This is a genomic window from Micromonospora sp. HB375 (genome assembly GCF_017872985.1).
Taxonomy (GTDB): Bacteria; Actinomycetota; Actinomycetes; order Mycobacteriales; family Micromonosporaceae; genus Micromonospora; species Micromonospora chalcea.
This window is the reverse complement of sequence record NZ_JAGGJO010000001.1, coordinates 1,325,777-1,351,490: the sequence shown is the minus strand read 5'-3', so window position 1 is coordinate 1,351,490 and position 25,714 is coordinate 1,325,777. Positions and strand designations below refer to the sequence as shown.

At 72.5% G+C, this 25,714-nt stretch carries 28 protein-coding genes; 8 read left to right on the top strand and 20 right to left on the bottom strand.

Features of this window, described 5'->3' with window-relative positions:
• The first annotated feature begins 85 nt into the window (after nt 1-85).
• Entirely contained in the window at nt 86-745 is a 660-nt protein-coding gene (locus J3R08_RS06585) for a methyltransferase domain-containing protein (RefSeq protein ID WP_209960366.1), read from the top strand.
• On the top strand, nt 742-1,848 hold the full coding sequence (locus J3R08_RS06580; RefSeq protein WP_209960364.1) for a sulfite oxidase: 1,107 nt from the start codon (nt 742-744) through the stop codon (nt 1,846-1,848). The genes J3R08_RS06585 and J3R08_RS06580 overlap by 4 nt, the downstream gene beginning before the upstream one ends.
• Before the next feature lie 23 nt (nt 1,849-1,871).
• Here J3R08_RS06580 and J3R08_RS06575 read toward each other — a convergent pair whose 3' ends face one another.
• The 12 genes from J3R08_RS06575 to proS form a co-directional block, all read right to left on the bottom strand.
• Nucleotides 1,872-2,195 carry a DUF2469 domain-containing protein gene (locus tag J3R08_RS06575; RefSeq protein WP_011905215.1) on the bottom strand — a complete coding sequence of 108 codons (324 nt, stop codon included), beginning with the start codon at nt 2,193-2,195 and terminating at the stop codon, nt 1,872-1,874.
• Nucleotides 2,192-3,067: a ribonuclease HII gene (locus J3R08_RS06570; RefSeq protein ID WP_209960362.1), complete on the bottom strand. Its 876-nt coding sequence runs from the start codon at nt 3,065-3,067 to the stop codon at nt 2,192-2,194. The genes J3R08_RS06575 and J3R08_RS06570 overlap by 4 nt, the downstream gene beginning before the upstream one ends.
• On the bottom strand, nt 3,061-3,528 hold the full coding sequence (locus tag J3R08_RS06565) for an NUDIX hydrolase (protein WP_043325908.1): 468 nt from the start codon (nt 3,526-3,528) through the stop codon (nt 3,061-3,063). The genes J3R08_RS06570 and J3R08_RS06565 overlap by 7 nt, the downstream gene beginning before the upstream one ends.
• A 90-nt stretch (nt 3,529-3,618) precedes the next feature.
• A complete protein-coding gene (gene lepB / locus J3R08_RS06560; RefSeq protein ID WP_043325910.1) occupies nt 3,619-4,251 on the bottom strand; it encodes a signal peptidase I in 633 nt (210 codons plus the stop codon).
• Nucleotides 4,248-5,132 carry a signal peptidase I gene (lepB, locus tag J3R08_RS06555; protein ID WP_043325911.1) on the bottom strand — a complete coding sequence of 295 codons (885 nt, stop codon included), beginning with the start codon at nt 5,130-5,132 and terminating at the stop codon, nt 4,248-4,250. Before lepB (J3R08_RS06555) ends, lepB (J3R08_RS06560) begins: the two co-directional genes overlap by 4 nt.
• A gap of 168 nt (nt 5,133-5,300) precedes the next feature.
• Complete coding sequence (gene rplS, locus J3R08_RS06550; RefSeq protein ID WP_013284591.1) at nt 5,301-5,660, bottom strand: 50S ribosomal protein L19; 360 nt, start codon at nt 5,658-5,660, stop codon at nt 5,301-5,303.
• Between the two features lie 143 nt (nt 5,661-5,803).
• The gene (gene trmD / locus J3R08_RS06545; RefSeq protein ID WP_043325913.1) at nt 5,804-6,592 is read right to left on the bottom strand and encodes a tRNA (guanosine(37)-N1)-methyltransferase TrmD; all 789 of its coding nucleotides are present in this window, start codon (nt 6,590-6,592) and stop codon (nt 5,804-5,806) included.
• Nucleotides 6,593-6,619: 27 nt separating this feature from the next.
• Nucleotides 6,620-7,159: a ribosome maturation factor RimM gene (gene rimM / locus J3R08_RS06540; RefSeq protein WP_043325915.1), complete on the bottom strand. Its 540-nt coding sequence runs from the start codon at nt 7,157-7,159 to the stop codon at nt 6,620-6,622.
• A complete protein-coding gene (locus tag J3R08_RS06535) occupies nt 7,159-7,419 on the bottom strand; it encodes an RNA-binding protein (protein ID WP_026268109.1) in 261 nt (86 codons plus the stop codon). Before J3R08_RS06535 ends, rimM begins: the two co-directional genes overlap by 1 nt.
• Nucleotides 7,394-7,843 (bottom strand): 30S ribosomal protein S16, encoded by a 450-nt coding sequence (rpsP, locus tag J3R08_RS06530; protein WP_209960360.1) that lies wholly within the window; start codon nt 7,841-7,843, stop codon nt 7,394-7,396. Before rpsP ends, J3R08_RS06535 begins: the two co-directional genes overlap by 26 nt.
• A gap of 242 nt (nt 7,844-8,085) precedes the next feature.
• Nucleotides 8,086-8,733 (bottom strand): DUF402 domain-containing protein, encoded by a 648-nt coding sequence (locus J3R08_RS06525; RefSeq protein WP_209964024.1) that lies wholly within the window; start codon nt 8,731-8,733, stop codon nt 8,086-8,088.
• A 76-nt stretch (nt 8,734-8,809) separates the two neighbouring features.
• Nucleotides 8,810-10,216: a proline--tRNA ligase gene (proS, locus tag J3R08_RS06520; protein WP_113971817.1), complete on the bottom strand. Its 1,407-nt coding sequence runs from the start codon at nt 10,214-10,216 to the stop codon at nt 8,810-8,812.
• Between the two features lie 92 nt (nt 10,217-10,308).
• On the opposite strand from proS, the gene J3R08_RS06515 reads away from it, so the two are divergent.
• Nucleotides 10,309-10,884, top strand: coding sequence for a TetR/AcrR family transcriptional regulator (locus J3R08_RS06515; protein WP_064447041.1), 576 nt, complete (start codon nt 10,309-10,311; stop codon nt 10,882-10,884).
• A 36-nt stretch (nt 10,885-10,920) separates the two neighbouring features.
• Here J3R08_RS06515 and J3R08_RS06510 read toward each other — a convergent pair whose 3' ends face one another.
• The 8 genes from J3R08_RS06510 to ftsY form a co-directional block, all read right to left on the bottom strand.
• Nucleotides 10,921-12,000 carry an amidohydrolase family protein gene (locus J3R08_RS06510; protein WP_113971818.1) on the bottom strand — a complete coding sequence of 360 codons (1,080 nt, stop codon included), beginning with the start codon at nt 11,998-12,000 and terminating at the stop codon, nt 10,921-10,923.
• 18 nt (nt 12,001-12,018) lie between these two features.
• The gene (locus J3R08_RS06505) at nt 12,019-12,600 is read right to left on the bottom strand and encodes a Uma2 family endonuclease (RefSeq protein ID WP_209960358.1); all 582 of its coding nucleotides are present in this window, start codon (nt 12,598-12,600) and stop codon (nt 12,019-12,021) included.
• A gap of 66 nt (nt 12,601-12,666) precedes the next feature.
• Nucleotides 12,667-14,220 (bottom strand): signal recognition particle protein, encoded by a 1,554-nt coding sequence (gene ffh, locus J3R08_RS06500; RefSeq protein WP_209960356.1) that lies wholly within the window; start codon nt 14,218-14,220, stop codon nt 12,667-12,669.
• 186 nt (nt 14,221-14,406) lie between these two features.
• Nucleotides 14,407-16,671 carry a [protein-PII] uridylyltransferase gene (locus tag J3R08_RS06495; RefSeq protein ID WP_209960354.1) on the bottom strand — a complete coding sequence of 755 codons (2,265 nt, stop codon included), beginning with the start codon at nt 16,669-16,671 and terminating at the stop codon, nt 14,407-14,409.
• Between the two features lie 17 nt (nt 16,672-16,688).
• Nucleotides 16,689-17,027 (bottom strand): P-II family nitrogen regulator, encoded by a 339-nt coding sequence (locus tag J3R08_RS06490; protein WP_174537509.1) that lies wholly within the window; start codon nt 17,025-17,027, stop codon nt 16,689-16,691.
• A 25-nt stretch (nt 17,028-17,052) separates the two neighbouring features.
• Complete coding sequence (locus J3R08_RS06485) at nt 17,053-18,348, bottom strand: ammonium transporter (protein WP_231915538.1); 1,296 nt, start codon at nt 18,346-18,348, stop codon at nt 17,053-17,055.
• Nucleotides 18,349-18,575: 227 nt separating this feature from the next.
• Nucleotides 18,576-19,439, bottom strand: a complete 864-nt coding sequence (locus J3R08_RS06480) for an aminoglycoside phosphotransferase family protein (RefSeq protein WP_174537508.1) — start codon at nt 19,437-19,439, stop codon at nt 18,576-18,578.
• 8 nt (nt 19,440-19,447) lie between these two features.
• Nucleotides 19,448-20,629, bottom strand: a complete 1,182-nt coding sequence (ftsY, locus tag J3R08_RS06475; RefSeq protein WP_043325927.1) for a signal recognition particle-docking protein FtsY — start codon at nt 20,627-20,629, stop codon at nt 19,448-19,450.
• Nucleotides 20,630-20,777: 148 nt separating this feature from the next.
• Between ftsY and J3R08_RS06470 the strand changes: the two genes are divergently transcribed.
• From J3R08_RS06470 to J3R08_RS06450, 5 genes are all read left to right on the top strand, one after another.
• On the top strand, nt 20,778-22,490 hold the full coding sequence (locus tag J3R08_RS06470) for an alkaline phosphatase D family protein (protein ID WP_069088767.1): 1,713 nt from the start codon (nt 20,778-20,780) through the stop codon (nt 22,488-22,490).
• 13 nt (nt 22,491-22,503) lie between these two features.
• Nucleotides 22,504-22,929 (top strand): MarR family winged helix-turn-helix transcriptional regulator, encoded by a 426-nt coding sequence (locus J3R08_RS06465; protein ID WP_043325928.1) that lies wholly within the window; start codon nt 22,504-22,506, stop codon nt 22,927-22,929.
• Between the two features lie 110 nt (nt 22,930-23,039).
• Nucleotides 23,040-24,629, top strand: coding sequence for an MDR family MFS transporter (locus J3R08_RS06460; RefSeq protein WP_209960352.1), 1,590 nt, complete (start codon nt 23,040-23,042; stop codon nt 24,627-24,629).
• A 2-nt stretch (nt 24,630-24,631) separates the two neighbouring features.
• Nucleotides 24,632-25,120: a universal stress protein gene (locus tag J3R08_RS06455; protein ID WP_043325931.1), complete on the top strand. Its 489-nt coding sequence runs from the start codon at nt 24,632-24,634 to the stop codon at nt 25,118-25,120.
• Nucleotides 25,121-25,182: 62 nt separating this feature from the next.
• Nucleotides 25,183-25,710 carry a DinB family protein gene (locus J3R08_RS06450; RefSeq protein ID WP_043325933.1) on the top strand — a complete coding sequence of 176 codons (528 nt, stop codon included), beginning with the start codon at nt 25,183-25,185 and terminating at the stop codon, nt 25,708-25,710.
• Nucleotides 25,711-25,714: the final 4 nt, after the last annotated feature.

Here is a 25,714-nt window from a genome sequence, read left to right as displayed (position 1 = left end):
GTCGTCCTGTGGACGACGCCCCCACTGTGGACGAGCGCCGAAATCGGGGCGGATCTGCTACGGCCGGGACGCCTATGCTGGCCGGGTGACGAAGGACTGGTACGCCTGGCACCGCGACTACGACCAGCCCGAGTCCGCACTGGCCCGGCGGCTCGCCGAGGTGCGGCGGCGTGTCGCCGACGCCCTCGACGCCGCGCCGCCCGGTCCGCTGCGCGCGCTGAGTCTCTGCGCCGGTCAGGGCCGTGACCTGATCCCGGCGCTGGCCGCTCACCCCCGGGGCGCCGACGTGACCGCCCGCCTGGTCGAGCTGGACCCGCGCAACGCCGATCTGGCCCGCCGCGCCGCCGCCGACGCGGGGCTCACCGGCGTGCAGGTGGTGACCGGGGACGCCGCGCTGACCGACGGCTACGCCGATCTGGCCCCGGCCGATCTGGTGCTGGTCTGCGGCATCTTCGGCAACATCACCGACGACGACATCCGGGCGACGGTGCGGCACTGCGCCTCGCTCTGCGCCACCGGCGGCATGGTGCTGTGGACGCGGCACCGGCGCGAGCCGGATCTGGTGCCGGTGATTTGCGAGTGGTTCGCCGAGGAGGGCTTCGAGCCGGTCGCGGTGGGCAGCCCGGCCGACGGTGTGGGGGTCGGCGCGCACCGCTTCACCGGCACCCCGCGCCCGCTGGTGCCGGGTGCACGGATGTTCACGTTCGTGGGCTACGACGTGCTGGAGCGGACGGAGCAGGCATGACCACAGTGGACGACGCGAGCCGGCCCGCCCGGGTCGCCGGACCGGACGAGGCGATCAGCGCCGAGGAGCTCCAGCTCGCCGCGCGCAACCACGGCATCCCGCTGGAGGCGCTGCGCTACGACGTGACCCCGGCGGGCCTGCACTACCTGCTCATCCACTACGACATCCCGGACGTCGACCCGGCCGCGTACGCGCTGAGCGTGTCCGGCGCGGTGCAGCGTCCACTGCGGCTGGAGCTGGCGGCGCTGCGTGACCGGCCCCGGGTGACCCACCGGGTGACGCTGGAGTGCGCGGGCAACGGCCGGGCGCTGCTGCGGCCCCGCCCGGTGAGCCAGCCCTGGCTGGTGGAGGCGGTGGGCAACGCCGAGTGGACCGGTACCCCGCTGGCGCCGCTGCTGCGCGAGGCCGGGCTGTCCGGCGACGCGGTGGACGTGGTGTTCACCGGGGCGGACCACGGGATCGAGCGCGGCGTCGAGCAGGACTACCAGCGGGCGCTGCCGGTGGCCGACGCGCTGCGCGAGGAGGTGCTGCTGGCGTACGAGATGAACGGCGCTCCCCTGCTGCCGCAGCACGGCGCGCCGCTGCGGCTGATCGTGCCCGGCTGGTACGGCATGGCGCACGTGAAGTGGCTGCGCGACATCACGGTGACGACCGAGCCGTTCGACGGCTACCAGAACGCGGTGGCCTACCGGTTGCGGCGCGACGCCGACGACCCGGGCGTGCCGGTGACCCGGATCGAACCGCGTGCCCTGGTGCGCCCGCCCGGGTTCCCGGACTTCATGTCCCGGACCCGGGTGGTGCGGCCGGGGCTGTGCACGGTGGACGGCCGGGCCTGGTCGGGGCACGCGCCGGTGACGTCGGTCGAGGTGACGATGGACGGTGGCGGCACGTGGGCGCCGGCGGTCCTGGACGAGCCGGCCGGCGGCGAGTGGGCGTGGCGTCGATGGTCGGTGAGCTGGACGGCGACCCCGGGGCGGTACGTGCTGGGCGCCCGGGCGACCGACGCCTCGGGGCGCACTCAGCCGGTCGAGCAGCCGTGGAACCGGGGCGGGTTCGCGAACAACCTGGTGCAGCGGGTGGAAGTGGTGGTGCCGGAGCGGTGATCCGGGCGGCGGGCCGCTCCGGCTCAGCTCCCGAATCCGGAATCTGCGGGAAGCGAGATGTCGGGCTTTTCGAGCTCTTCCACATTGACATCCTTGAACGTCATTACTCGGACGTTCTTGACGAAACGGGCAGGCCGGTACATGTCCCACACCCAGGCGTCGTGCATCTCGACCTCGAAGTAGACCTCGCCGTCCGAGTTGCGGACGTGCAGGTCGACCTGGTTCGCCAGATAGAAACGGCGCTCGGTCTCCACCACGTAGGAGAACTGGCGGACAATGTCGCGGTACTCCCGGTAGAGCTGCAGCTCCATCTCGGTCTCGTACTTCTCGAGATCTTCCGCGCTCATCGCACTCCGCCTTCCATGACCACATCTTCCCCCACCGACGCCGGAGGTCGCGGCTGCTCGCCCAACGCCACGCCGACGGTACCCCCTGGCGCGCCGGAGCGCCCCATCGGCTCGTCCGGGTGCCCGGCGAACGCGCCGGCCCCGAGTCCCGGCAGCCCGGCCACGGGCTCGGGCGACACCACGTCGGCGCCCGCCGGGCGGCGGGCGCGGGGAGGCCGGCCGTCCCGTCCGGAGACGGCGGCCACGTTCACGTACGAGAAGCGGTGCTCCCGGCAGGGCCCGAGCGCGCGCAGCGCGGCGCTGTGCTCGGCGGTGATGTAGCCCTTGTGTTCGGCGAAGCCGTAGCCGGGGAACCGCCCGTCCAGTTCCACCATGATCCGGTCCCGGGTGACCTTGGCGAGCACACTGGCCGCCGCCACGCAGGCGGCCACCCGATCGCCCTTCCAGACCGCCAGCCCCGGAACGTCGAGCCCGTCGACGCCGAAGCCGTCGGTCAGCACGTACTCCGGGCGGGTGGTCAGCGAGGCGAGCGCCCGGCGCATCGCGGCGAGGTTGCACACGTGCAACCCGCGGGCGTCCACCTCCTCGGCCGGGATGACCACCACGGCGTACGCCAGGGCCCGCGCCACCACCTCGTCGTGGACGCGCTCCCGGGCGGCCGGGGTGAGCAGCTTGGAGTCGGCCAGCTCGTCGATCTCGCCCCGGCGCCCCTCGGGCAGGATCGCGGCGGCGGCGACCAGCGGCCCGGCGCAGGCGCCCCGGCCCGCCTCGTCGGCGCCCGCGACGTAGCGGAAGCCCCGCCGTTGCAGGGCCCGCTCCAGCGCGTAGAGGCCGCCGTCACGGCGCACCACCGTGCGCGGCGGGGTCAGCATGCGCCGCCTCCCACCAGCACGGCGCCGAGCCGGCCCGGCAGGTCCGGCGGGTAGTAGCGCTCGGCGGTGGCGGCCAGGTCGGTCACCGTCCACCAGCGGTGCCCGTGCACGCTCGCGCGCTCGACGTCGTTGAATCCGGTGGTGTCGACCTCCCAGCCCGCCACCCGGACCAGGTAGAACTGCTGCTCCTGGCGGTACCAGACGCCGTCGAACGGGAACTCGACGGTCTCCGACCAGACCGGCGCGCCCAGCTCGGCCGGGGCCAGCCGCAGGCCGGTCTCCTCGGCCAGCTCACGGGCCGCACCGTCGGCCGGGGCCTCCCCCGGGTCCAGCCCGCCGCCGGGGGTGAACCAGTAGCGGTGACCCGGCCGGGCCGGATCACTGCCCTCGAAGAGCAGCACCCGGTCGGACGCGTCGACCAGCAGCACCCGGGCCGCGCGACGAGGGGTGTAGACGGTCACCGCACCAGCCTGCCAGACGGCTGCGACGAACGACCACGCCCTCCCGCCGGCGGCCGGGGGTGGGCGTGGGGGCGCGCGGAAGCCGTCGGGTCAGGGATTGGGGATCCCTTCGAACTGCTTCGGCACGCTGAGCCAGGTGGCGCGGCTGACCGGCCAGAAGATGGTGAAAGCCCGCCCGACGACCTCGCCCTCCGGGATGGTGGCGACGGTGATGTCCTCGCCGGACTGCTGCCAGTGCTCCAGCGAGTCGCCGGAGGCCTCCCGGTGGTCACCCATGACCCACAGCCGGCCCTTCGGCACGGTGATGTCGAAGTCCTGGTCGGCGGGCTTGTTGCCGGGGAAGATGAACGGCTCGTCGACCGGCTTGCCGTTGATGACCAGCCGGTCCTGCCCGCCCGTACGGTCGCAGCAGACCACGTGATCGCCGCCGACGCCGATCACCCGCTTGATGAAGTCCTCACCGTCGGGGTTGCCGCTCCACTCGGTGGGCGCCTTGAAGACGATCACCTCGCCCCGGTGCGGCGAGCGGAAGTCGTAGACCAGCTTGTTGACCAGCACCCGATCGTCGATCTTGAGGGTGTTCTCCATGGACGGCGACGGGATGAAGAAGGTCTGCAGCACGAAGGCGCGAACCAGCACTGCGACCAGGATCGCCACACCCAGGAGGATGGGCAGCTCCTTCCAGAAGGAGTTGCGCGGCTTCTCGGTCTGCTCGTCGATCACGGGAGGAGCCTACGTCCCCGGGTGCGGCGCAGTCGCCCCGAACCCGCGAGAACCGTGAGCGTCGCCACGACCGGCACGATCAGGACGACTCCGCCCACCGGGTCGGGATCCACCGGGACCGGGCCGGAGGCAGCCGCGGCGTCCGCGCGCGGCACGTCCGCGAACGTCTCCGGTACGGGCAGGGTGGTCCACCGCTGCGACGGCCAGACGATCATGAAGGCGCGACCGATCACGTTCTCGATCGGCACCGGCCCCTGACATCGGGCGTCCTGCGAGACCAGCCGGTGGTCACCCATCACGAAGATCTGCCCCGGCGGCACCACCACCTCGGTGAACTGCCGGGACCGGCATTCCTTCGGATTGGGCGGAAGCTCGAGCGGGGAGTCCTCGGAGACGTACGCCTGCTCGTCCAGCGGCACCCCGTTGACCACCACGCGGCCGTCGTCGCAGCACCAGATCTTGTCGCCCGGCACGCCGATGACCCGCTTGATGAAGTCCTTCTCACCGGGGCGGCTGACGCCCACCAGGTCACCGAGCGTGCGGCTGACCTGGCCGGCGAAGTTGGTGGGCGGCGCGGGCGCCTCCTGGGCGACCCAGCGGTCGGTGCCGCGGAACACCACCACCTCGCCGCGGACCGGGTCGCGGACGTCGTAGACGACCTTGTTGACGAGCACCCGGTCGCCGACGAGCAGCGTGTTCTCCATCGACCCGGAGGGGATGAAGAACGCCTGGAGCAGGAACGTGCGGATCAGCACCGCCAGGCAGAACGCCACGATGAGGAGCAGCGGAAGCTCCTGCCAGAGCGGCATCTGGCGACGCCCGCGCCGGGCCCGCCGGCGCCAGGGATCGACGGCGCCGTCCTCGTCAACCATCTGCACCATGCCACTCTCCGGTCCGCGGAAACGACACTACCGCCCGGGAGTCTCCTTCGAGACCCCACGGGCGGTAGTGGACCGTTTCGCACCGTCCGGCTGCGCCCGTACCGACCAGGGTAATGCGGTCTGGTCGATACGACATCCGCGCAGGCCGGGCGGCGTGGCGAACGCGAATCAGTTCGCCGGCTGCTTCTCCCGCAGCTCCTTGATCTTGGCCTTCTTGCCCCGCAGCTCACGCAGGTAGTAGAGCTTGGCGCGACGCACGTCACCGCGGGTCACGACCTCGATCCGGTCGATGCCCGGGCCGTTGAGCGGGTAGGTCCGCTCCACGCCGACACCGAAGCTGACCTTGCGGACCGAGAAGGTCTCACGCAGGCCGTCACCCTGGCGGCGGATGACGACGCCCTGGAAGATCTGGACCCGGGAGCGGTTGCCCTCGACGACCCGCGCGTGCACCTTGACGGTGTCACCGGCACGGAAGTCGGGCAGGTCGGTACGCTTCGACTGGGCGTCAAGGGCGTCCAGGATGTTCATCGCTGCGTCCTCGTGAGGCTCACGGCGCATCGTCAGTCGATGCGCGGATGGGTGATTCTGACCCCCGGGTGGTGACCGGCGAGACCGGCCCCGGTCGAGGGTCCTCGCAGCCGCCCACGGCGTGGACGGATGCGGCAACCCCTCTACTTTGCCACATGCCCCGGTGGCGGGGAAAATCCGCCCCGGTCCAGCGTCGCCCGGTCCCGCTTGTCGAGCGTCTCCGGGGCCAGCGCGCCGATCATGTCGGGGCGGCGCCCGGCCGTGCGCAGCAGCGCCTCGTCCCGTCGCCAGCGGGCGATCCGGCCGTGGTCGCCGGAGCGCAGCACCTCCGGCACGTCCAGCCCGCGCCAGGTCGCCGGCTTCGTGTAGAGCGGGGCCTCCAGCAGCCCGTGCGCGTGTGACTCCTCGTCCAGCGAGCCGGCGTTGCCCAGCACCCCGGGCAGCAGCCGGGTGACCGCCTCCAGGATCACCAGCACTGCCACCTCGCCGCCGAAGAGCACGTAGTCACCCAGGGAGACCTCGGTCACCGGCATCCGGGTCGCCGCGTGATCCAGCACCCGCTGGTCGATGCCCTCGTACCGGCCGCAGGCGAACAGCAGGTGCGACTCGGCGGCCAGCTCGTGCGCCAGGGCCTGGGTGAACGGGACGCCGGCCGGGGACGGCACGATCAGCCGGGGCAGCGTGTGCCCGTCCGGGCTCAGCTCGCCCGGGGCCAGCGCGTCCAGCGCCTCGCCCCACGGCTCCGGCCGCATGACCATGCCGGGACCGCCGCCGTAGGGCGTGTCGTCGACGGTGCGGTGCACGTCGTGGGTCCAGGTCCGCAGATCGTGTACTGCCAGCCGCAGCGTGCCGTTCGCGCGGGCCTTGCCGATCAGCGACAGGTCCAGCGGGGCGAAGTACTCAGGGAAGATCGACACGATGTCGACGCGCATGCGGTGGCTCCAGCCGGAGGTCGAGAGCTAGAGATCGAGCAGGCCGTCGGGCAGGTCGACGACGACGCGACCGCCGGCCAGATCCACCTCGGGCACGATCGCCTTGACGAACGGGACCAGCGCGGTACGCCCCTCGGGCCGCCGCAGCACCAGCATGTCGGACGCGGGCGCGTGGTCGATGCGGGCCACCTCGCCCACGTGCTCCCCGTCGCGGGTGACCACGGCGAGCCCGACCAGCTGGTGGTCGTGGAACTCCTCCGGGTCCTCCGGCGGGGCGACGTCGGCGCTGTCCACGCCGAGCAGCGTGTTGCGCAGCGCCTCGGCGACGTTGCGCTCCAGCACGCCCTCGAAGGCGACGAGCAGCCGCCCCTGGTGCCAGCGGGCCGACTCGACGGTGAGCGTCGGCGGCACCCGCCAGGCGCCGGGCTCCGACGGGGTGACCCCCGGCTCGGTGGTCAACACCGAACCGGGGGCGAACCGTGCTTCGGGCTCGTCGGTACGCACCTCCACGGTGACCTCACCGCGGATGCCGTGCGGCTTACCGATCCGGCCGACGACGAGAAGCATCAGTACGAGTCGACGATGTCGACGCGTACCCCACGCCCGCCGATGGACCCGATCACCTGGCGCAGCGCCTTGGCGGTCCGGCCGGACCGCCCGATCACCGTGCCGAGGTCCTCGGGGTGCACGCGGACTTCGAGGCGCTTGCCCCGACGGGAGTCGACCATCCGCACCCGGACGTCGTCCGGGTGGTCGACGATGCCCTTGACCAGGTGCTCCAGAGCGGGACGCAGCGGCATGTCAGGCCTGCTCGCCGGACTCGGCACCGGTCTGCTCCTTGGCCTCGGCCTTCGGCTCCTCCGCCTTGGCGGCGGCCTTCTTGGCCGGCTTGGCCGGGGTGTCCGCCACGCCGGCGGCGGCCTTCGCCTCGGCCTCGTACGCCGCCTTGCGGTCGGCCCGCTCAGGGGCGACCTTCAGCGGCGGCGGGGCCGGCAGGCCCTTGAACTTCTGCCAGTCGCCGGTCAGCTCCAGCAGGCGCTGCACGGCCTCGCTCGGCTGGGCGCCGACCGAGAGCCAGTACTGGACCCGCTCCGACTTGACCTCGATCACCGAAGGGTCTTCCTTCGGCTGGTACACACCGACGAACTCGATCGCGCGACCGTCACGCTTGGTGCGCGAGTCGGCGATGACGATGCGGTACTGCGGGTTGCGGATCTTGCCCATCCGCAGGAGCCGGATCTTTACGGCCACAGTTGTTTCGCTCCTGTTGCGATCTCACCGGCCCGTACGGGCGGTGTGGCGGGTGAGCGCCGACCGGCACAGTGGGGTTTGGGCCGGAGACTGCTCGGTGAACTGGCGACGCGCCCGGGTTAGAGGGCGCCGGACGCGCGCCGGATACCAGCGAACCATTCTGCCAGATCCGCCCCGGAACTCTCACACCGGACCCGGACACCACGCCCGCGGCGGGTCGGGCCGTGACGGACGACACCCGCTCAGCGCACCGGCGGGCGGTCCCACCCCGGCGGAAGTTCGTCCGGTACATCCCATTCCGCGGGCGGGGTGAAGTCGCACCAGGTGCCGTCGAACGGGAACGCGCCCGCCTCGGCGATCCGGATCACCCGCTCACCCTCGGCGCGTACCGCCTTCTCGTCTGCCACCCAGTAGTGCTCCGGGAACGCCAGCCGCTCGGCGAACTCGTCCTCGTCCTTCCACTCCCAGCTCAGGTCCGGGTACACCACCACGTCGAGGTCCTGGTCGACCATGTCGACACCGGCCACCGCGCCGTCGTCCCAGCGGACGCCGGGCTCCTCCAGGTTGACGTACCAGTTCTGGAAGCGCCCGTGCGCGTCGCGGAACCACCAGACCGAGTGGGCCGCGCCGGTGGGCAGGAACTTCAGCACCGGCGGACCGTTCCACCGGCCCTGCGCGAGCCGGTAGGACGACGTCACCCACTCGGCGAACGGCACGGCCCGCATGCCCAGGCCGGCGGCGTTCACCTCGTGCGCGACGGGCGCCGTCCGCGCCACCCAGAGCAGCAGGCCGCGCTCGTCGTCGGAGACCACGCGGGCCGACCGGACCCACCCGATCCGGCCATGCCGCACGTTCCGGTGCATGATCAGCCGCCCCGGCTCGAACCGCACGCTCACCCCCGCCGTCGTGTTAACAAGGGCCCCCGCCTATGCAGAATGCGTTAAGAAGGGGCCCTTCCTTACACCCTCAGTAGGCGCGGGCGAGGATCGCCACCAGGTCGGGCTCGTCCTCCGAGTCCGGCACCGAGCCGTCGGCGCGCACCAGGCAGCGAACCGTCACGCCCTGCCCGTTCGCCTCGGCCTCGCCCTCGACGCCGACCGCCGACCACGGCACCCGCGCCCAGCCGGTGGCGGACGCCTCGATCGCCTCGGCCAGCGTCGACACCTCGACGGTGCGGGACCGGCGGAACTCCAGCGCCTGGTCGTGCAGCGCCCGCTGGTCGGCCTCCAGCGCGGCGAGAGCCGCGCCGACCACGTCGGCCACCGGGGTCGGGGCCTTCGAACCGTCCGTACGCCGGACCACCACCGCGTTGCCGGCGGCCAGGTCACGCGGGCCGACCTCGACGCGTACCGGGTAGCCGCGCAGCTCGGCGTCGACGGCCCGGCGGCCGAACGCGGTGTCGGTCCGGTCGTCGAGCGCTACCCGCACCCCGGCGTCGCGCAGCGCGTCGCACAGCTTGGCCGCCGCCTGGCTCACGCCGTCGCCGTCCTTGACGATCATCACGTACGCCTGGACCGGCGCCAGCTTCGGCGGCACCCGCAGCCCGTTGTCGTCGCCGTGGCACATGATCAGGCCGCCGAGCATCCGGGTGGACGTGCCCCAGGAGGTGGTCCACGCGTGCTCCCGGCCACCCTCGGCCGAGGAGTAGCTGATGTCGAACGCCTTGGCGAAGTTCTGGCCCAGCTCGTGGCTGGTGCCCAGCTGCAGCGCCTTGCCGTCGCCCATCATGCCCTCGCACGTGTACGTGGCGGTGGCGCCGGCGAAGCGCTCCCGGGCGGTCTTCAGGCCGACCACGACCGGGATGCCGAGCACGTTGACCATCAGGTCCTCGTACGCCTCGTGCAGGATCCGCCGCGCGTAGGCGCGGGCGTCCTCACGGGTCGCGTGCGCGGTGTGCCCCTCCTGCCAGAGGAACTCGCTGGTACGGAGGAAGATCCGCGGGCGCAGCTCCCACCGGACCACGTTCGCCCACTGGTTGAGCAGCAGCGGCAGGTCGCGGTACGAGTCGATCCACTTGGCCATGAACTCGCCGATGACCGTCTCGCTGGTGGGGCGCACCACCACCGGCTCGGCGAGCTGCTTGCCGCCGCCGTGCGTGACCACCGCCAGCTCCGGCGAGAAGCCCTCGACGTGCTCGGCCTCGCGCTTGAGGTAGCTCTCCGGGATGAACAGCGGGAAGTATGCGTTCTCCGCGCCGGCCGCCTTGATCCGGGCGTCCATCTCGGCCTGCATCCGCTCCCAGATGGCGTAGCCGGCCGGTCGGATCACCATGGTCCCCCGGACCGGGCCGTTGTCGGCCAGCTTCGCCTTGGCGATCAGGTCCTGGTACCAGCGGGGAAAGTCCTCCGCACGGGGAGTGAGCACGCGTGCCATGACCGCACATCCTATGCGCCGTGCGGGGCGGGGGTTCGCCGGGGAGCCGGGCCGCGCCGTGTCGCCCGGCGCGGCCGTAGACTTCGACGGCGATGGGTGAGACACGGGACGCGATCGTGGAGGCCGCCCGGGCGCAGACCGTGGCCCTCGGGTGGGACCGTGTCCGGATGGGCGCGGTGGCCGCCGCCGCCGGGGTGAGCCGGCAGACGGTCTACAACGAGTTCGGCACCAAGGCGGGCCTGGGCGAGGCGCTGGCCCGGCACGAGGTGGACCGGTTCGTCGGCCAGGTCCGGTCCGCGCTCGGCGAGCACGACTCCGACGTGCGGGCGGCGGCGTACGCGGCGATCCATCGCACGCTCGCCTCAGCCGCCGAGAACCCGCTGGTCCGGGCGGTGCTGACCAGCACGCGGGGCGGCTCGGAGGAGTTGCTGCCGTACCTGACCACCCGGTCCGAGCTGGTGCTCGCCGAGGCCGCGGCGGCGCTGCTGGAGTGGACGGGTGACCGCCTGCCCGACGCCGATCCGGCGGCCCTGGCGTTCGCGGCGGACAGCGTCGTACGCCTGGTGGTGAGCCACATCGTGCTGCCCGGCGGCCCGGTCGACGAGACCGCCGACCGGCTGGCCGACCTGGCGGTGCGCCTGTTCCTGATGGCGGCGACGGCGCGCTAGCGACGACGGCGGCCGGTCAGCGGGCGACCCGGCCCGTCAGCGGACGACCCGGCCGCGCAGGACGATCCGGCTGGGCGTCCGGACCACGCGCAGGTCACGGCGCGGATCTTCGGGGTAGACCACCAGGTCGGCGAGACCGCCCTCGACCAGCCCGGGGAAGCCGAGCCACTCCCGGGCCCGCCAGGAGGCGGCGGCCAGCACGTCCGGCGCGGACATGCCGGCCTGCTCGTGCAGCAGGAGCATCTCCTCGGCCGCGAGCCCGTGGTCGATGCCGCCGCCCGCGTCGGTGCCGACGTAGATCGGCACACCGGCCTCGTGCGCGGCGCGCACCACCTCGGGGAAGCGGTCGCGCAGGGCGAGCATGTGGTCGGCGTACCCGGGGAACTTGGGCCGGGCCTGCTCGGCGATGTGGCCGAACGTCCGGATGTTGATCATCGTGGGAACCAGCGCGGTGCCCTGCCGGGCCATCAGGTCGATCAGGTCGAGGCTCAGCCCGGTGCCATGCTCCACCGAGTCCACCCCGGCCCGCACCATGATCTCCACCGCCGACTCGGAGAACGTGTGCACCGCCGCGCGTACCCCGGCGGCGTGCGCGGCGGCGACCGCCGCGGTCATGGTGTCGGCGTCCCAGGCCGGCGCCAGGTCGCCCACTCCCCGCTCGATCCAGTCGCCGACCAGCTTGACCCAGCCGTTGCCGGCCGCGGCCTGCGCGGCCACCGTCTCGGCGACCTCCGCCGCGCCGACCTCCACGCCGATGTCGCGCAGGTACCGCTTGGGCGGCGCGATGTGCCGGCCCGCGCGGGCCAGTCGCGGCAGGTCCGGCTCGTCCTCCAGTTCGGGGTACGGGTACGGCGACCCGGCGTCGCGGATCGCCAGCACGCCCGCGTCCCGGTCGATCCGGGCCAGTTCCCGCGCCTGGTCGAGCGAGGTGATCGGGCTGCCGCCGCGGGCGATGCCGATGTGGCAGTGCGCGTCGGTCAGACCGGGCAGCACGAAGCCGCCGTCGGCCACCGTCTCGGCGCCGGGCACCGGTTCGAAGGTGACCCGGTCGCCGACCAGCCAGACGTCCCGGACCTCGTCGTCGGGAAGGAACACACCGCGCACGTGCAGAGCCATGTGCACAGTCCTACCCGATCAGTCCTCCTCGCCGGCGAGCAGGTCGTTGCGCCGCGCGGTCAGCGCCGGCAGATCGACCGAGACCTTCCAGGGCCGCTCGGTGACGAACAGGTCCTCGGTGTGTGCCAGTTGCTCGTACTCGCGGGCGGCGCCGTCGAGCGTGTACTCGGTCAGCGCGATCCGCTCGTGCTGCGGATCCACCACCCAGTAGGAGCGGACCCCGGAGCGGGCGTAGACCTTCGCCTTGTCGTACAGGTCGCGGAAGTGCGACGTCGGCGAGACGACCTCGACGGCGAGCAGCGCGTCCTCGACCGGGACCGGCGACCGGCCGGCGTGCTTGCGCCGGATCACCACCACATCCGGGCGCGGCTCGTTGCGGCGGTCCACCCGCATGGACAGGTCGATGCTCACCAGGAACTCAGGCGGGCAGTTGACCTCAAGCGCGAGTAGGAGACGGACACACAGATCCTGGTGCAGGGCGGTGGGCGACGGCACGATCAACCTTCCGTTGATCAGTTCGTACGGAAGGTCCTTGGGCAGGTCGCCCAGGTCCTCGACCGTCCACTCGTGCCGCTCGGGCAGGATCGGCGCCGCGGTCATGACATCTCCTTCCAGGGGGCGAACCGCCCCTAGGTGATGATCACATCGCCCACTGTCACCGACACGCTAGCGGGGGCCCTTGTCGCCGCCCTTGCCCAGCTTGTTGAAGTCGATCTTCGGAAGCTTGAAGCCCGGCGGCAGACCCTGCCCACCCGCCAGGTCACCCGGGTCCAGGCCCGGCGGGAGCTGCGGCATCCCGCCCGGGAAGCCACCCGGCATGCCGGCGCCGGTACGCGGCCGCCCGCCGCCCTTCGTGCCCTTGCGCTTGTTCTTCGGCGACTTGGTCGCCTTGCGCCGGCCACCGCCGGGCAGGCCCATCATGCCGCCCATCTGCTTCATCATCTTCTGCGCGTCGGTGAAGCGGTTGAGCAGCTGGTTGACGTCCATGACGGTGACGCCGGAGCCGCCTGCGATCCGGGCCCGGCGGGAGCCGTTGATGATCTTCGGGTTGGTGCGCTCGGCCGGGGTCATCGACCTGATGATCGCGGTCACCCGGTCGAAGTGCTTGTCGTCCAGCTCGGCGAGCTGGTCCTTCATCTGCCCCATGCCCGGCATCATGGCCAGCACGTTGGCGATCGGGCCCATCCGCCGGACCGCGATGAGCTGATCGAGGAAGTCCTCCAGCGTGAAGGTCTCCCCGCCCATCAGCTTGGCGGTCATCTTGTCCTTCTGATCGGAGTCGAAGGCCGCCTCGGCCTGCTCGATCAGAGTGAGGACGTCGCCCATGCCGAGGATCCGGCTGGCCATCCGGTCGGGGTGGAAGACGTCGAAGTCCTCCAGCTTCTCGCCGGTGGAGGCGAACAGGATCGGCTGGCCGGTGACCTCGCGGACGGAGAGCGCGGCGCCGCCGCGGGCGTCGCCGTCGAGCTTGGACAGCACCACGCCGGTGATGCCCACGCCGTCGCGGAACGCCTCTGCGGTACGGACCGCGTCCTGGCCGACCATCGCGTCGATGACGAAGATGACCTCGTCGGGCTGGACCGCGTCGCGGATGTTCGCGGCCTGCTGCATCATCTCGGCGTCGATACCGAGCCGGCCGGCGGTGTCGACGATGACGATGTCGCGGGCGGCGCGGCGGGCGTGCTCGATCGAGTCGCGGGCCACCTGCACCGGGTCGCCGACGCCGTTGCCGGGCGCCGGGGCGTACACCTCGACGCCAGCCCGGCCACCGAGCACCTGGAGCTGCCCGACGGCGTTGGGACGCTGGAGGTCGGCGGCGACCAGCAGCGGCTGGTGGCCCTGGCTCTTGAGCCAGCGGGCCAGCTTGCCGGCGAGGGTCGTCTTACCGGAGCCCTGGAGGCCGGCCAGCATGATCACGGTCGGCGGGTGCTTGGCGAACTGGAGCCGCCGCCCCTCGCCGCCGAGGACGTTGATCAGCTCCTCGTTGACGATCTTGATGATCTGCTGGGCCGGGTTCAGCGCCTGGGAGACCTCGGCGCTGCGCGCCCGCTCCTTGACGTTCGCGATGAAGCCCTTGACCACCGGCAGGGCGACGTCGGCCTCCAGCAACGCCATCCGGATCTCGCGCGCGGTGGCGTCGATGTCGGCGTCGGTGAGCCGGCCCTTGCCGCGGAGCTTGGTGAAGATCCCGGACAGGCGGTCACTCAAGGTGTCAAACACGCGAACATCCCGTTTGTCGTTTTCGGCGGGCACATGCTGGCGGGCCGATGGTCCAGCCCACCGTTAGGGTAGCCCGCCGCCCGCACCCTCGCTCCGGCCCGGCCGTCCACGCGCCCGCGCCGCTCGTCGGCCGGGTGTTAACAGGGGTCCCTTCCTCTACCGGAGGCGTTAACAAGGGGCCCTTCCTTACACGGCGGCGAGCACGGCGGCCTCGACGCGCGCTCGTTCCTCGTCCGAGGGCCAGCCGCCGACCAGGTAGAAGGCGTCCACCACGTCGCCGCCGAGCGTGGAGATCCGGGCCGCCCGCACCTGGGCGCCGGCCTCGTCCAGCGCGCAGGTGACCCGGTACAGCAGCCCGGCCGCGTCCGCGGCGCGCAGTTCCAGCAGCACCGCGTCGGTGGCCGCCTCCCGGTGCCAGACCACCCGGGGCGCGGCGCCCTGGCTGCGGGCGGCGAGCGCCCGGCCACGCAGCCGCTGGATCACCGAGACGTCGCCGCCGACCGCGCGGCGCAGGTCGGCGCTGAGCGCAATGGGGTTCGGCGCCAGCCCGTAGCGCGGCTGCACGCGGCACTGCACCAGGGCGCGGCCGTCCACGGTGGCGGCGTCCGCGGAGATCACCTCGAGGCGGTGCAGGGCCAGGCAACCGGCGACCGTGGCGAGCAGTCCGCGCCGGTCCGCCGCGGCCACCGACACCCGGTCCTCCCCCAGGTGTACGACAGGCAGCGGCCCGGCCACGAGCGCCGGGTCGGGGGCCGGCGGGGCGGGCACCACGCCGGTGTCCAGGGTGGTGCGCACCCGGGCCACCAGCTCGGCGATCAGCCGGCCCTTCCAGGCCGACCAGGCGGCCGGGCCGGTGGCGGCGGCGTCGGCGCGCACCAGGGCGTGCAGCAGTTCCAGCGTGGCGGTGTCGCCGACCCGCTCGGCCACACCGGCGACTGTCTTCGGGTCGGACAGGTCCCGGCGGGTGGCCACGTCGGGCAGCAGCAGATGCAGCCGGACCAGCGTGCCGATCAGCTCCGCCTCGGCTGGTGGCAGCCCGACCCGGGTGGCCACCGCCTCGGCCAGCGGCGCGCCGACCGTCGAGTGGTCTCCTTCCAGCCCTTTGCCGATGTCGTGCAGGAACGCTCCGAGCAGCAGCAGGTCGGGGCGTTCCACGTCGCGGGTGTGCCGGCTCGCCTCGTACGCGGTCTGCACCAGGTGCCGGTCGAGCGTGAACCGGTGCACCGGGTTGTGCTGGGGCAGGCTGCGCATCCGGGTCCACTCGGGCAGCCAGCGGTCGATCAGCCCGTACCTGTCGCAGGTCTCCCAGGCGGGCACCAGGCCGGGACCGGCGCCGAGCAGCGTGATCAGCGCGGCCCGTGCCGCCGGCGGCCAGGGCGCGGGCAGCGGCGGGCAGTACGCGGCCAGCCACTCGCAGGTGGCGCGCGCGATGGGCAGCCGGGTGGTGGCGGCCGCGGCGGCCACCCGCAGCGACAGGCTCGGGTCGGGGCGGGCCCCGATGGCGGTACGGGCGAGCACCAGTTCCCCGTCCTGCTCGACCACGTCCCGCGCGACCGGGCGGCGCAGCGGCCGGCCGGGGGCGGCCCGGTGGCGGCCGGAGCGGAGCCGGTCGGCGGCCCGCCAGGCGTCGTCCAGGGCATGGCTGACGGTGCGGGCGTCGCCGGCAACGAGCCGCAGCAGCGCGTCGCCGTCCTCGGCGCCGAGCAGCCGCGCCACGCCGTCGCGTTCCTGGGCGACCAGGCGGTCGACCCGGCGGCCCACCTGCTGGTGCAGCGCGTCGCGGGTGTCCAGCAGCCGCCGGTGCGCCGCGTACACGGCCGGGCGGAGCGCGTCGGTGACCCCGGCGGTGGCGATGGCGCGCAGGATCCCCACGTCGCGCAGCCCGCCGGCCGCCTCCTTGAGGTCGCCTTCGAGCAGGAACGCCAGTTCGCCGTGCGCCTCCCAGCGCGCGGCGGTGATCTCGCGCAGGCCGGGGAGCTGGCGGATCGCGGTCCGCCGCCAGTGGTCGGTGGCGGTACGCGCGAGCTGGTCGGTGAGCGCCGGGTCGCCGGCCACGTGCCGGGCGTCGAGCAGGCCGAGGGCGACCTTGACGTCGTCCTGGGCCACCGACAGCGCCTCGGCGACGGTGCGTACCGAGTGGTCCAGCCGCAGTCCGGCGTCCCAGATCGGGTACCAGAGCGACGCGGCCAGCTCGTCGATGCCGGGCACCCCGGCGTGCAGCAGCACCAGGTCGAGGTCGCCGTAGGGGGCGCACTGGCGGCGGCCCAGCCCGCCCACCGCGACGAGCGCCACCCCGTCCCGGTCCGGGAAGGCCCGGCGCAGCCAGGCGTCGAGCGCCTCGGCCCGCGCGTTCCGGGCCGGCTCACCGATGCCCCCGGGTACGCCGACGACCTCGTTGACCACGGGCACGCCGTCCCCGGTGGGGGTGGCAGCCGTGGTCAACGAGGTCACGTCGGCAGGTCCGGCCGTCAGAGGGCGTCGAGCCCGCGCTCGCCGGTACGCACCCGGACGACCTCTTCGACGCCGGTCACCCAGACCTTGCCGTCGCCGATCTTGCCGGTCCGGGCGGCGCCGACGATCGCGTCCACGATCTTGTCGACGTCGATCTCGTCGGTGAGCACCTCGACCCGGATCTTGGGCAGGAACTCGACCGTGTACTCGGCACCCCGGTAGACCTCGGTGTGCCCCTTCTGCCGGCCGTAGCCCTGGACCTCGCTGACCGTCAGCCCCGCCACGCCGAGGGCGTGCAGAGCCTCCTTCACCGCGTCCAGCTGGTACGGCTTGATGACCGCGGTCACCAGCTTCATGTCCAACCCCTCCATCCCAGGAACGTTAACCGGCGACCTTCTCGCTGACCGGCGCGGACTCGTCCGACTCGGCGGCGGGCTCCGCGCCGGGCTTGCCGGCTCCGATCCCGGCCATCGCGAACGCGCCACCGCCGCTGCCCGTGGTGGGCGACAGGTCGTAGCCGCTCTCCGCGTGCTCGGCGATGTCGATGCCGTCGACCTCGGCCTCGGCGGAGACCCGGAGGCCGATCGTCTTGTCGATCACGAAGCCGAGAGCGTAGGCGACGACGAAGGAGTAGACGCTGACGATCAGCGCGCTGATCGCCTGCTTGCCGAGCAGGCTGGCGTCGCCGCCGACGAACAGGCCGTCGGTCTCCACCAGCGAGCTCACCGAGGCGGTGCCGAACAGGCCGATCCAGAGGCAGCCGATCCAGCCGCCGACGAAGTGCACGCCGACCACGTCGAGGGAGTCGTCGTAGCCGAGCCGGTACTTCAGGCCGACCGCGAGGGCGCAGACCGCGCCGGCCACCACGCCCAGCAGCACCGCTGCGGCCGGGGTGATGAAGGCACAGGCCGGGGTGATGGCGACCAGACCGGCGATGGCGCCGGACGAGGCGCCGACCAGGGTCGGCTTGCCGTCACGCACCCACTCCACCACGATCCAGCCGAGCAGCGCCGCGGCGGTGGCGACCTGGGTGTTGATGAACGCCAGCGCGGTGACCCCGTCGGCGGTCAGCTCGGAGCCGGCGTTGAAGCCGAACCAGCCGAACCACAGCAGCGCGGCGCCGAGGGCGACCATCGGGACGTTGTGCGGCTTCATGCTCTCGCGCGGCCAGCCGACCCGCTTGCCGAGCACGAGCACCAGCGCGAGCGCCGCGGCGCCGGCGTTGATGTGCACGGCGGTACCACCGGCGAAGTCCAGCGCGCCGATGTCGCCGCCGATCAGCCCGCCGCCCCAGACCATGTGGGCGACCGGGAAGTAGACCAGGGTCGCCCAGCCGAACGCGAACAGCAGCCAGCCGGCGAACTTCACCCGGTCGGAGAGCGCGCCGCTGATCAGCGCCACGGTGATGACCGCGAACATCATCTGGAAGGCGATGAAGACGTAGATCGGGATTCCGGTCTCGCCCCACAGGTCGTTCTCGCCGACGAACGTCTTGGTGCCCAGGTACTGACCGAGGTCACCCCAGAACTTGCCGCCCTCGCCGAAGGCGACGGTGAAGCCGTAGAAAAGCCACAGGATGCTGACGAGCCCGATGGACGAGAAGCTCATCATCATCATGTTCAGAACGCCCTTGGACCGGTTCAGGCCGCCGTAGAACAGCGCGAGACCGGGGGTCATGAGCAGCACGAGGGCAGTCGAGACAAGCAACCAGGCAGTGTTCCCGGTGTCGATCTCCACGCTGCCTCCTCTCGTTGTCGTATTCCTCCCTCCGACTGAAGACCTGGCAGCATCGCCCGTCAGCCGGTTGCGCGGAAGCTTTGTCGCCGGCTGTTTCCTTCAGCGACACCCCGCGATTTCCGACACGTGACGGGTTGTTTCCGGCGTGTGAAGAACGCCGATCTTGCTCAGCGGAGCGCGTACTCCAACTGGTGCCGCTCGTAGTCGAGCAGCCGCAGGTCGCGCATGGGGCGACGCAAATGGCCCTTGTGGACGATCCGGACGAAGGCCGGCTCACCGGCGGCGGCCATCCGCCGGATGCCCTCGACGTGGTCGACGATGCGCTTGCGGATGGTGCGGATGAGCCGGTGCCGGTCGCGCGGGATCAGCCCGTACGCGTCGGCGAACAGGCGCAGCCGGCGCGGCCGGTCGGGGCGCTTCCAGCCCAGCGTCACCGAGTCGCGGTCGGAGAAGATCGGCACCCAGGTCCAGGCCGCGTACGCCACGTCGTAGATGCGGGCGCCGGGCGAGGCGAGGTCGAAGTCGATCAGCCCGAGCGTGCCGTCCGGGCGCCAGATCACGTTGTGCGGCGCGGCGTCGTGGTGACAGATCACCTCGGTGTCCGGCGGGGGCGGCCCGAACGAGCGCCAGACCGCGCCGGGCGGCGGGGTGAAGCCGTACTGCGCGTCGTGGAACATCCGCAGCATGGTGGCCACCGTGACCAGGGCCTCGTCGGTGACCCAGTGCGGGGCCAGCGGGTACTCCCCGCACTCCCCCTCCAGGTACGACAGGACCTCGCGGTTGCGCTCGTCCATGCCGAGCGCGCGGGGCGCGCCGGTGAAGCCGACGTACTCCAGGTGGCGCAACAGCGCGTGCACGGAGGGCGTCCACGGGCCGGCGTTGCGCCGGACCGTGTCTCCGACACGGACCACTGTGCTCACGTTCCCGCCGTGCAGCGGGATCTCCTGCGAAGTCACGTACGGTCTCCCGAGGCGTGGCGACGGGTGGCTGGGGTCGCGCCACCCCGCGTAGGCGCGATCGTCAGTCGTCACGGGAGAGGTTACGCGTCCCGGGCGAGCGGCTCGGTGCCGAGCAGCGCGTCGACGAACTGGGCCGGGTCGAACGGGGCCAGGTCGTCCTTGCCCTCGCCGAGGCCGACCAGCTTGACCGGGATGCCGAGCTTGCGCTGCACGGAGATCACGATGCCCCCCTTGGCCGTCCCGTCGAGCTTGGTCAGCACCACGCCCGTCACGTTGACCACCTCGGTGAAGACCCGCGCCTGCTCCAGCCCGTTCTGGCCGGTGGTGGCGTCGAGGATCAGCAGCGTCTCGTCGATCGGGCCGTGCTTCTCCACGACGCGCTTGACCTTGCCCAGCTCGTCCATCAGGCCGATCTTGTTCTGCAGCCGGCCGGCGGTGTCGATGAGCACGGTGTCCACGCCGGTGTCGATGCCGCGCTTGACGGCGTCGAACGCGACGCTGGCCGGGTCGGCGGCCTCGGGCCCGCGGACCGTCTCGGCGCCCACCCGGCCGCCCCAGGTCTCCAGCTGGTCGGCGGCGGCGGCCCGGAACGTGTCGGCCGCGCCGAGCAGCACGCTGCGGCCGTCCGCGACCAGCACCCGGGCGATCTTGCCGCAGGTGGTGGTCTTGCCGGCGCCGTTCACGCCGACCACCAGCACGACCGCCGGGACGCCCTCCTTCGGGGCGGTCCGCAGCGAGCGGTCCAGGCTCGGGTCGAGCGCGTTCACCAGCTCGGCGGCGAGCAGCGCGCGCAGTTCCTCCCCGGTGCGGGTGCCGAGCACCCGGGTCCGCTCGCGCAGCCGGTCGACGATCTCCCGGGTGGAGTCGATGCCGACGTCCGCGGTGATCAGGCTGTCCTCGATCTCCTCCCAGGTGTCCTCGTCCAGCCGGTCGCGGCTGAGCAGGCCGAGCAGGCCCTTGCCGAAGACGTTCTGCGAGCGGGACAGCCGGGAGCGCAGCCGGACCAGCCGGCCGGCGGTCGGCTCCGGCACCTCGACCGGGGGCGCCTCCACCGGGGGTGCCTCGACCACCACGCCGGTGGTGAGGTCCGCCTCCGGGGCCTCGACCGGCGGGCCGGCCAGATCCTCCTCGGCCCGGGTGTCGACCTCCGTGCGCGGCAGCGGAGGCTCCGGCCGCCGGCGCAGCCGGGGCACCACGAGGCTCAGGCCGCCGATGATCAGCACGCCGAGCAGGGCGAGAGCGACGAGGAGGTATTCCGTCATGCCCGAAATCCTGTCAGATGCCGGCGACGGCGTCCCACTCACCGCCTCGGCACGCGAACAACCTGCGGGTACGCTCACACCGGAAGGCGTACCGCAACCGCCGGCCGGGTAGGGAACAGCCGAAACGATCTTGTCGGAGGTGGATGTCGTGCCCGGTTCCCGCCTGCTCATCGGCCCGTTGCTGCGCCGGGTCGTCGACACGCGGGCGACCGTCTGGGTGGAGACCAGCTCGCCCGCCGTGGTCACCGTCCGCACGGCCGACGGCGCCACCGGCAGCGCGCCCACCTTCTCCGCGTACGACCACCACTACGCGATCGTGGTGGTGACCGGGCTCACCCCGGACAGCGCCACCACCTACGAGGTGCTGATCGACGACGAGGTGGCGTGGCCGCTGCCGGACTCGTCGTTCCCGCCCAGCGTGATCCGGACCCGCGCGCTCGACGACGCCGACCAGCCGGTGCGGCTGCTGTTCGGCTCCTGCCGGGAGACCACCCAGCACTCCACCGCGCGCAAGCTGCCGCCGGACGCGCTCGACGCGTACGCCCGGCGGGTGATGGCCGCGCCCGAGCAGGCCGTGCTGCCCGACCTGCTGGTGCTGCTCGGCGACCAGGTGTACGCGGACGAGACCTCGCCGACCGTGCGGCGGCTGCTCAAGCGCCGCCGCAAGCGGCCGAAGGACGCCCCGGCGACGCAGGTGGTGAGCTTCGACGAGTACACGAAGCTCTACCTGGAGTCGTGGCGTGACCCGGAGATCCGCTGGCTGCTCTCCACCGTGCCGAGCGTGATGATCTTCGACGACCACGAGGTGATCGACGACTGGAACACCTCGCAGTCGTGGCGCGCGGACATGCGCGAGCAGCCGTGGTGGGCCGAACGGATCCGCAGCGGCCTCGCCTCCTACTGGGTCTACCAGCACCTGGGCAACCTGAGCCCGGACGAGATCGCCGCCGACCCGGTGTACGCGAAGGTCATCGCCGCCGAGGACGCCACCGGCGTGCTGCACGAGTTCGGCGAGCGGGTCGACAAGGAGGCCGACCTGGCGCACGACACCGAGCGCTGGCGGGCCGTGCAGTACCAGTGGAGCTACGCGCTGGACCTGGGCCGCACCCGCCTGGTGATGCTGGACAACCGGTCCAGCCGGGTGCTCCTGCCGGGCAGCCGGGCGATGCTGCCGCCGGGCGAGTGGTCGTGGTTCCTCGACCAGGCGCACGGCGAGTACGACCACCTGGTGGTGGGCAGCTCGCTGCCGTGGCTGCTGCCACCGGGCATCCACCACGTCGAGGCGTGGAACGAGCGCCTGGCCGACTCCGGCCGGCCCTGGGTGGCCCGGATCTCCGAGCAGATCCGCCGGGCCCTGGACCTGGAGCACTGGGCGGCGTTCCGGCGCTCGTTCGAGGCGCTGGGCGAGCTGTTCGCGCGGCTGGGCAGCGGCACCGCGCCGCGCACCGGGGCGCGGGTGGGCGCCGGGCCGGCGTACGCGCGACCGGCGTCGATCAGCGTGCTCTCCGGGGACGTGCACCACTCGTACGTGGCGCGGGCCCGGTTCGCCGACCGTGACGTCCGCACGCCGGTGCACCAGCTCACCTGTTCACCGATCCACAACCAGGTGCCCGCCGGCATGCGCCCGCTGATGACGCTGGGCTGGAATCCCGGCCCGGCCGGGGCGACCCGGGCGCTGGCCCGTGCGGCCGGGGTACGCCGCCCGCCGGTGCGCTGGCGGAAGCTGGCCGGGCCCTATTTCGGCAACGCCGTGGCCACGCTCACCCACCGGGGCCGTGAGGCCGCCGTGGTGATCGAGGGCACGACCAGCGACGGCGAGCTGCGCCCGGTGGCGCAACAGCAACTCAGCGACGGGGACTGAGTACCCTCTGAGCGTGGACGAGACGCTGCGCGCCGTGGAGCACGAGTTGACCGCGTTGCTGCGCAGGGGCCGGGCGCTGTCCTGGGAGATCGCCCGCGAGGTCCACCCGAACCTGGAGCCCAACGCGTACGGCCTGCTGCTCTGGCTGCGGCGGTCGGGGTCGATCCGGCTCACCGACCTGGCCGTCAAGCTGGGCATCGGCAAGGGCACGCTGAGCCGGCAGATCGGCGGGCTGGAGGCGCTGGGCCTGGTACGCCGCGACCCGGACCCCACCGACCGCCGGGCCGCCCAGCTGAGCCTGACCGAGGAGGGCACCCGGCGGTTCGACGCGGCCCGCGCGGCCCGACTCGGACAGATCAGGCGTTCGCTGGAGAGCTGGCCGAAAGAGGACGTGGCGGACCTCGCCCGGCTGATGCACCGCTTCAACGAGTCGTTCTGATCTTCCGGCGAGGGGGAACAAACCCGACCCCGCAAGAGTTGTTGCTCAAGGCAACGGCTTCTACGGTTGCCCAAGGCAACCTTTCTCCCCCGTTCCGGAGGCAATCCACGATGACCCAGGCGACTGCGCCCGCGCGGGCGACCGCCGTCGACATGTCCCACCGCCAGATCCTGGAGGCGCTCTCCGGCCTGCTGCTGGGCATGTTCGTCGCGATCCTCTCCTCCACGGTCGTCTCCAACGCGCTGCCGCGGATCATCACGGACCTGCGCGGCGGCCAGTCCGCGTACACCTGGGTGGTCACCTCGACGCTGCTGGCGACCACCGCGACCACGCCCATCTGGGGCAAGCTGTCCGACCTGTTCAGCAAGAAGCTGCTGGTCCAGATCTCCCTGGTGGTCTTCGTGCTGGGCTCGGTGCTCGCCGGGCAGGCCCAGACCACCGGCGAGCTGATCGCCTGCCGGGTGGTGCAGGGCGTCGGCGCGGGCGGCCTCACCGCCCTCGCCCAGGTGATCATGGCGACGATGATCGCCCCGCGCGAGCGCGGCCGGTACAGCGGTTACCTCGGCGCAGTGATGGCAGTCGGCACCATCGGCGGCCCGCTGATCGGCGGCGTGATCGTGGACACCTCCTGGCTCGGCTGGCGCTGGTGCTTCTACGTCGGCGTGCCGTTCGCCGTACTCGCCCTGATCGTGCTCCAGCGGACGCTGCGTCTGCCGGTGGTCAAGCGCGACGTGAAGATCGACTGGTGGGGCGCCACCCTCATCACCGCCGCCGTCTCGCTGCTGCTGGTCTGGATCACCCTGGCCGGCGACAAGTACGACTGGATCTCCTGGACCAGCGGCGCCATGGTGGCCGGCGCGGCGCTGCTCGGCGTGCTCGCCGCCCGGGTCGAGAAGCGGGCCGCTGACCCGATGATCCCGCCGCGGCTGTTCCGCAACCGCACCATCACGCTCGCCGTGATCGCCAGCATCGCCGTCGGCGTCGGCATGTTCGGCGCCTCGGTGTTCCTCGGGCAGTACTTCCAGATCAGCCGCGGCGCCAGCCCCACCATGTCCGGCCTGATGACGCTGCCCATGATCGGCGGCCTGCTGGTCTCCTCGACGGTGGTCGGCCGGATCATCACCAGCACCGGCCGCTGGAAGAGCTGGCTGGTCATCGGCTCGGTGCTGCTCACCGCCGGATTCGCGCTGATGGGCACCATGCGGGCCGACACGCCGTACTGGCGCCTGGCCGTGTTCATGGCGCTGATCGGTCTCGGCGTCGGCATGAGCATGCAGAACCTGGTGCTCGCCGTGCAGAACACGGTCCGCCCGGACGAACTCGGCGCGGCCAGCTCGGTGGTGTCCTTCTTCCGCAGCCTCGGCGGCGCGATCGGCGTGAGCGCGCTCGGCGCGATCCTCGGGCACCGGGTCACCGGCTACCTGGCCGACGGTCTGAGCCGCCTCGGCGTCCCGGCCTCCGGCTCGGGTGGCGGCGGCCTGCCCGACGTGCACACGCTGCCCGGGCCGATCCGGGACGTGGTCGAGGCCGCGTACGGGCACGCCGCCGGTGACATCTTCCTGGCCGCCGCCCCGTTCGGGCTGCTCGCCCTGATCGCGGTGGTCCTCATCCGGGAGGTCCCGCTGCGCCGCTCCAACGCCGAGCCGGTCCCCGCCGGGCCCGAGAAGGCCGAGGCGATCCCGGCCGGAACGCGGGACTGACCATGGACGCCGCGGAACGTGAACGGTACGGCCCGCGGACCCGGCCGTCGCCCTACGAGCGGGGTACGGACGGGCCGCGGGTGGTGCTCGTCGGCGTGGACGGCAGCCGCACCTCGATGCGTGCCGCCGCGTACGCCGCCGGACTGGCCCGGCGACAGGGCGCCACGCTGGTGGCGGTGTTCGTCAGCTCGCCGGCCTCGTACAGCGCGATGCTCTCCGGCGTGGTGGCCGGCGCGGTCCAGCAGACCCACGACGAGCTGGCCGCCGAACTGCGCGCGGAGTGCCGGCGCGGGGCCGAGGAACTGGACCTGCCGGTGACGTTCCTGTGCCGGCGCGGCGACGCCTACACCGAGCTGTGCCGGGCCGCCGACGAGCACCGCGCCGACATGGTGGTGGTCGGCTCGTCCGAGCAGGCCGGGCACAAGCTGGTCGGCTCGGTCGCCACCCGGCTGGTCCGTACCGGCCGGTGGCCCGTCGTCGTGGTGCCCTGAAAGGAAGGGCCCCCTGTTAACGCCTCGCGTTGTGCAGGGGGCCCCTCTTAACATCTGCGCCCATGACCTGGACCGTGCCTGAGATCGACCGCCGCCACGAGCCCTACGTCGCCGACGAGCGCACCATGCTCGAAGGCTGGCTCGACCACCATCGCGACACGCTGGTGCACAAGTGCGCCGGACTCACCGCCGAGCAACTGCGTACCCGAAGCGTGGAGCCCTCCGGGCTGACGCTGCTCGGCCTGGTCCGGCACATGGCCGACGTGGAGCGGTGGTGGTTCCGCATCCGCGCCGCCGGGCAGGACGTGCCGACGCTCTACGACTACAGCGCCGACCCGGACGCCGACCACAACGACGTCGCCGACGCCGACCCGGCCGAGGCGTTCGCCACGCTGCGCGCTGAGATCGAGGCGGCCCGGGAGGCGGTCGCCGGCCTGCCGCTGGAGCACACCTTCCGCCATCGCCGGGGCGACACCGTCAACGACGTCAGCCTCCGCTGGGTCTACGTCCACATGATCGAGGAGTACGCCCGGCACAACGGCCACGCCGACCTGATCCGGGAACGCATCGACGGCGTCACCGGCGCCTGAGCCG

Bases quoted from the DNA above. Each gene is read 5' to 3' on its own strand.
- J3R08_RS06580 (WP_209960364.1), top strand. From the start codon at position 742: ATGACCACAGTGGACGACGCGAGCCGGCCCGCCCGGGTCGCCGGACCG.
- J3R08_RS06575 (WP_011905215.1), bottom strand. From the start codon at position 2,195: ATGAGCGCGGAAGATCTCGAGAAGTACGAGACCGAGATGGAGCTGCAG.
- J3R08_RS06570 (WP_209960362.1), bottom strand. From the start codon at position 3,067: ATGCTGACCCCGCCGCGCACGGTGGTGCGCCGTGACGGCGGCCTCTAC.
- lepB (WP_043325911.1), bottom strand. From the start codon at position 5,132: ATGGTGCAGATGGTTGACGAGGACGGCGCCGTCGATCCCTGGCGCCGG.
- rplS (WP_013284591.1), bottom strand. From the start codon at position 5,660: ATGAACATCCTGGACGCCCTTGACGCCCAGTCGAAGCGTACCGACCTG.
- trmD (WP_043325913.1), bottom strand. From the start codon at position 6,592: ATGCGCGTCGACATCGTGTCGATCTTCCCTGAGTACTTCGCCCCGCTG.
- rimM (WP_043325915.1), bottom strand. From the start codon at position 7,159: ATGCTTCTCGTCGTCGGCCGGATCGGTAAGCCGCACGGCATCCGCGGT.
- proS (WP_113971817.1), bottom strand. From the start codon at position 10,216: ATGGCACGCGTGCTCACTCCCCGTGCGGAGGACTTTCCCCGCTGGTAC.
- J3R08_RS06515 (WP_064447041.1), top strand. From the start codon at position 10,309: ATGGGTGAGACACGGGACGCGATCGTGGAGGCCGCCCGGGCGCAGACC.
- J3R08_RS06510 (WP_113971818.1), bottom strand. From the start codon at position 12,000: ATGGCTCTGCACGTGCGCGGTGTGTTCCTTCCCGACGACGAGGTCCGG.
- J3R08_RS06505 (WP_209960358.1), bottom strand. From the start codon at position 12,600: ATGACCGCGGCGCCGATCCTGCCCGAGCGGCACGAGTGGACGGTCGAG.
- J3R08_RS06490 (WP_174537509.1), bottom strand. From the start codon at position 17,027: ATGAAGCTGGTGACCGCGGTCATCAAGCCGTACCAGCTGGACGCGGTG.
- J3R08_RS06485 (WP_231915538.1), bottom strand. From the start codon at position 18,348: ATGACCCCCGGTCTCGCGCTGTTCTACGGCGGCCTGAACCGGTCCAAG.
- ftsY (WP_043325927.1), bottom strand. From the start codon at position 20,629: ATGACGGAATACCTCCTCGTCGCTCTCGCCCTGCTCGGCGTGCTGATC.
- J3R08_RS06460 (WP_209960352.1), top strand. From the start codon at position 23,040: ATGACCCAGGCGACTGCGCCCGCGCGGGCGACCGCCGTCGACATGTCC.
- J3R08_RS06455 (WP_043325931.1), top strand. From the start codon at position 24,632: ATGGACGCCGCGGAACGTGAACGGTACGGCCCGCGGACCCGGCCGTCG.
- J3R08_RS06450 (WP_043325933.1), top strand. From the start codon at position 25,183: ATGACCTGGACCGTGCCTGAGATCGACCGCCGCCACGAGCCCTACGTC.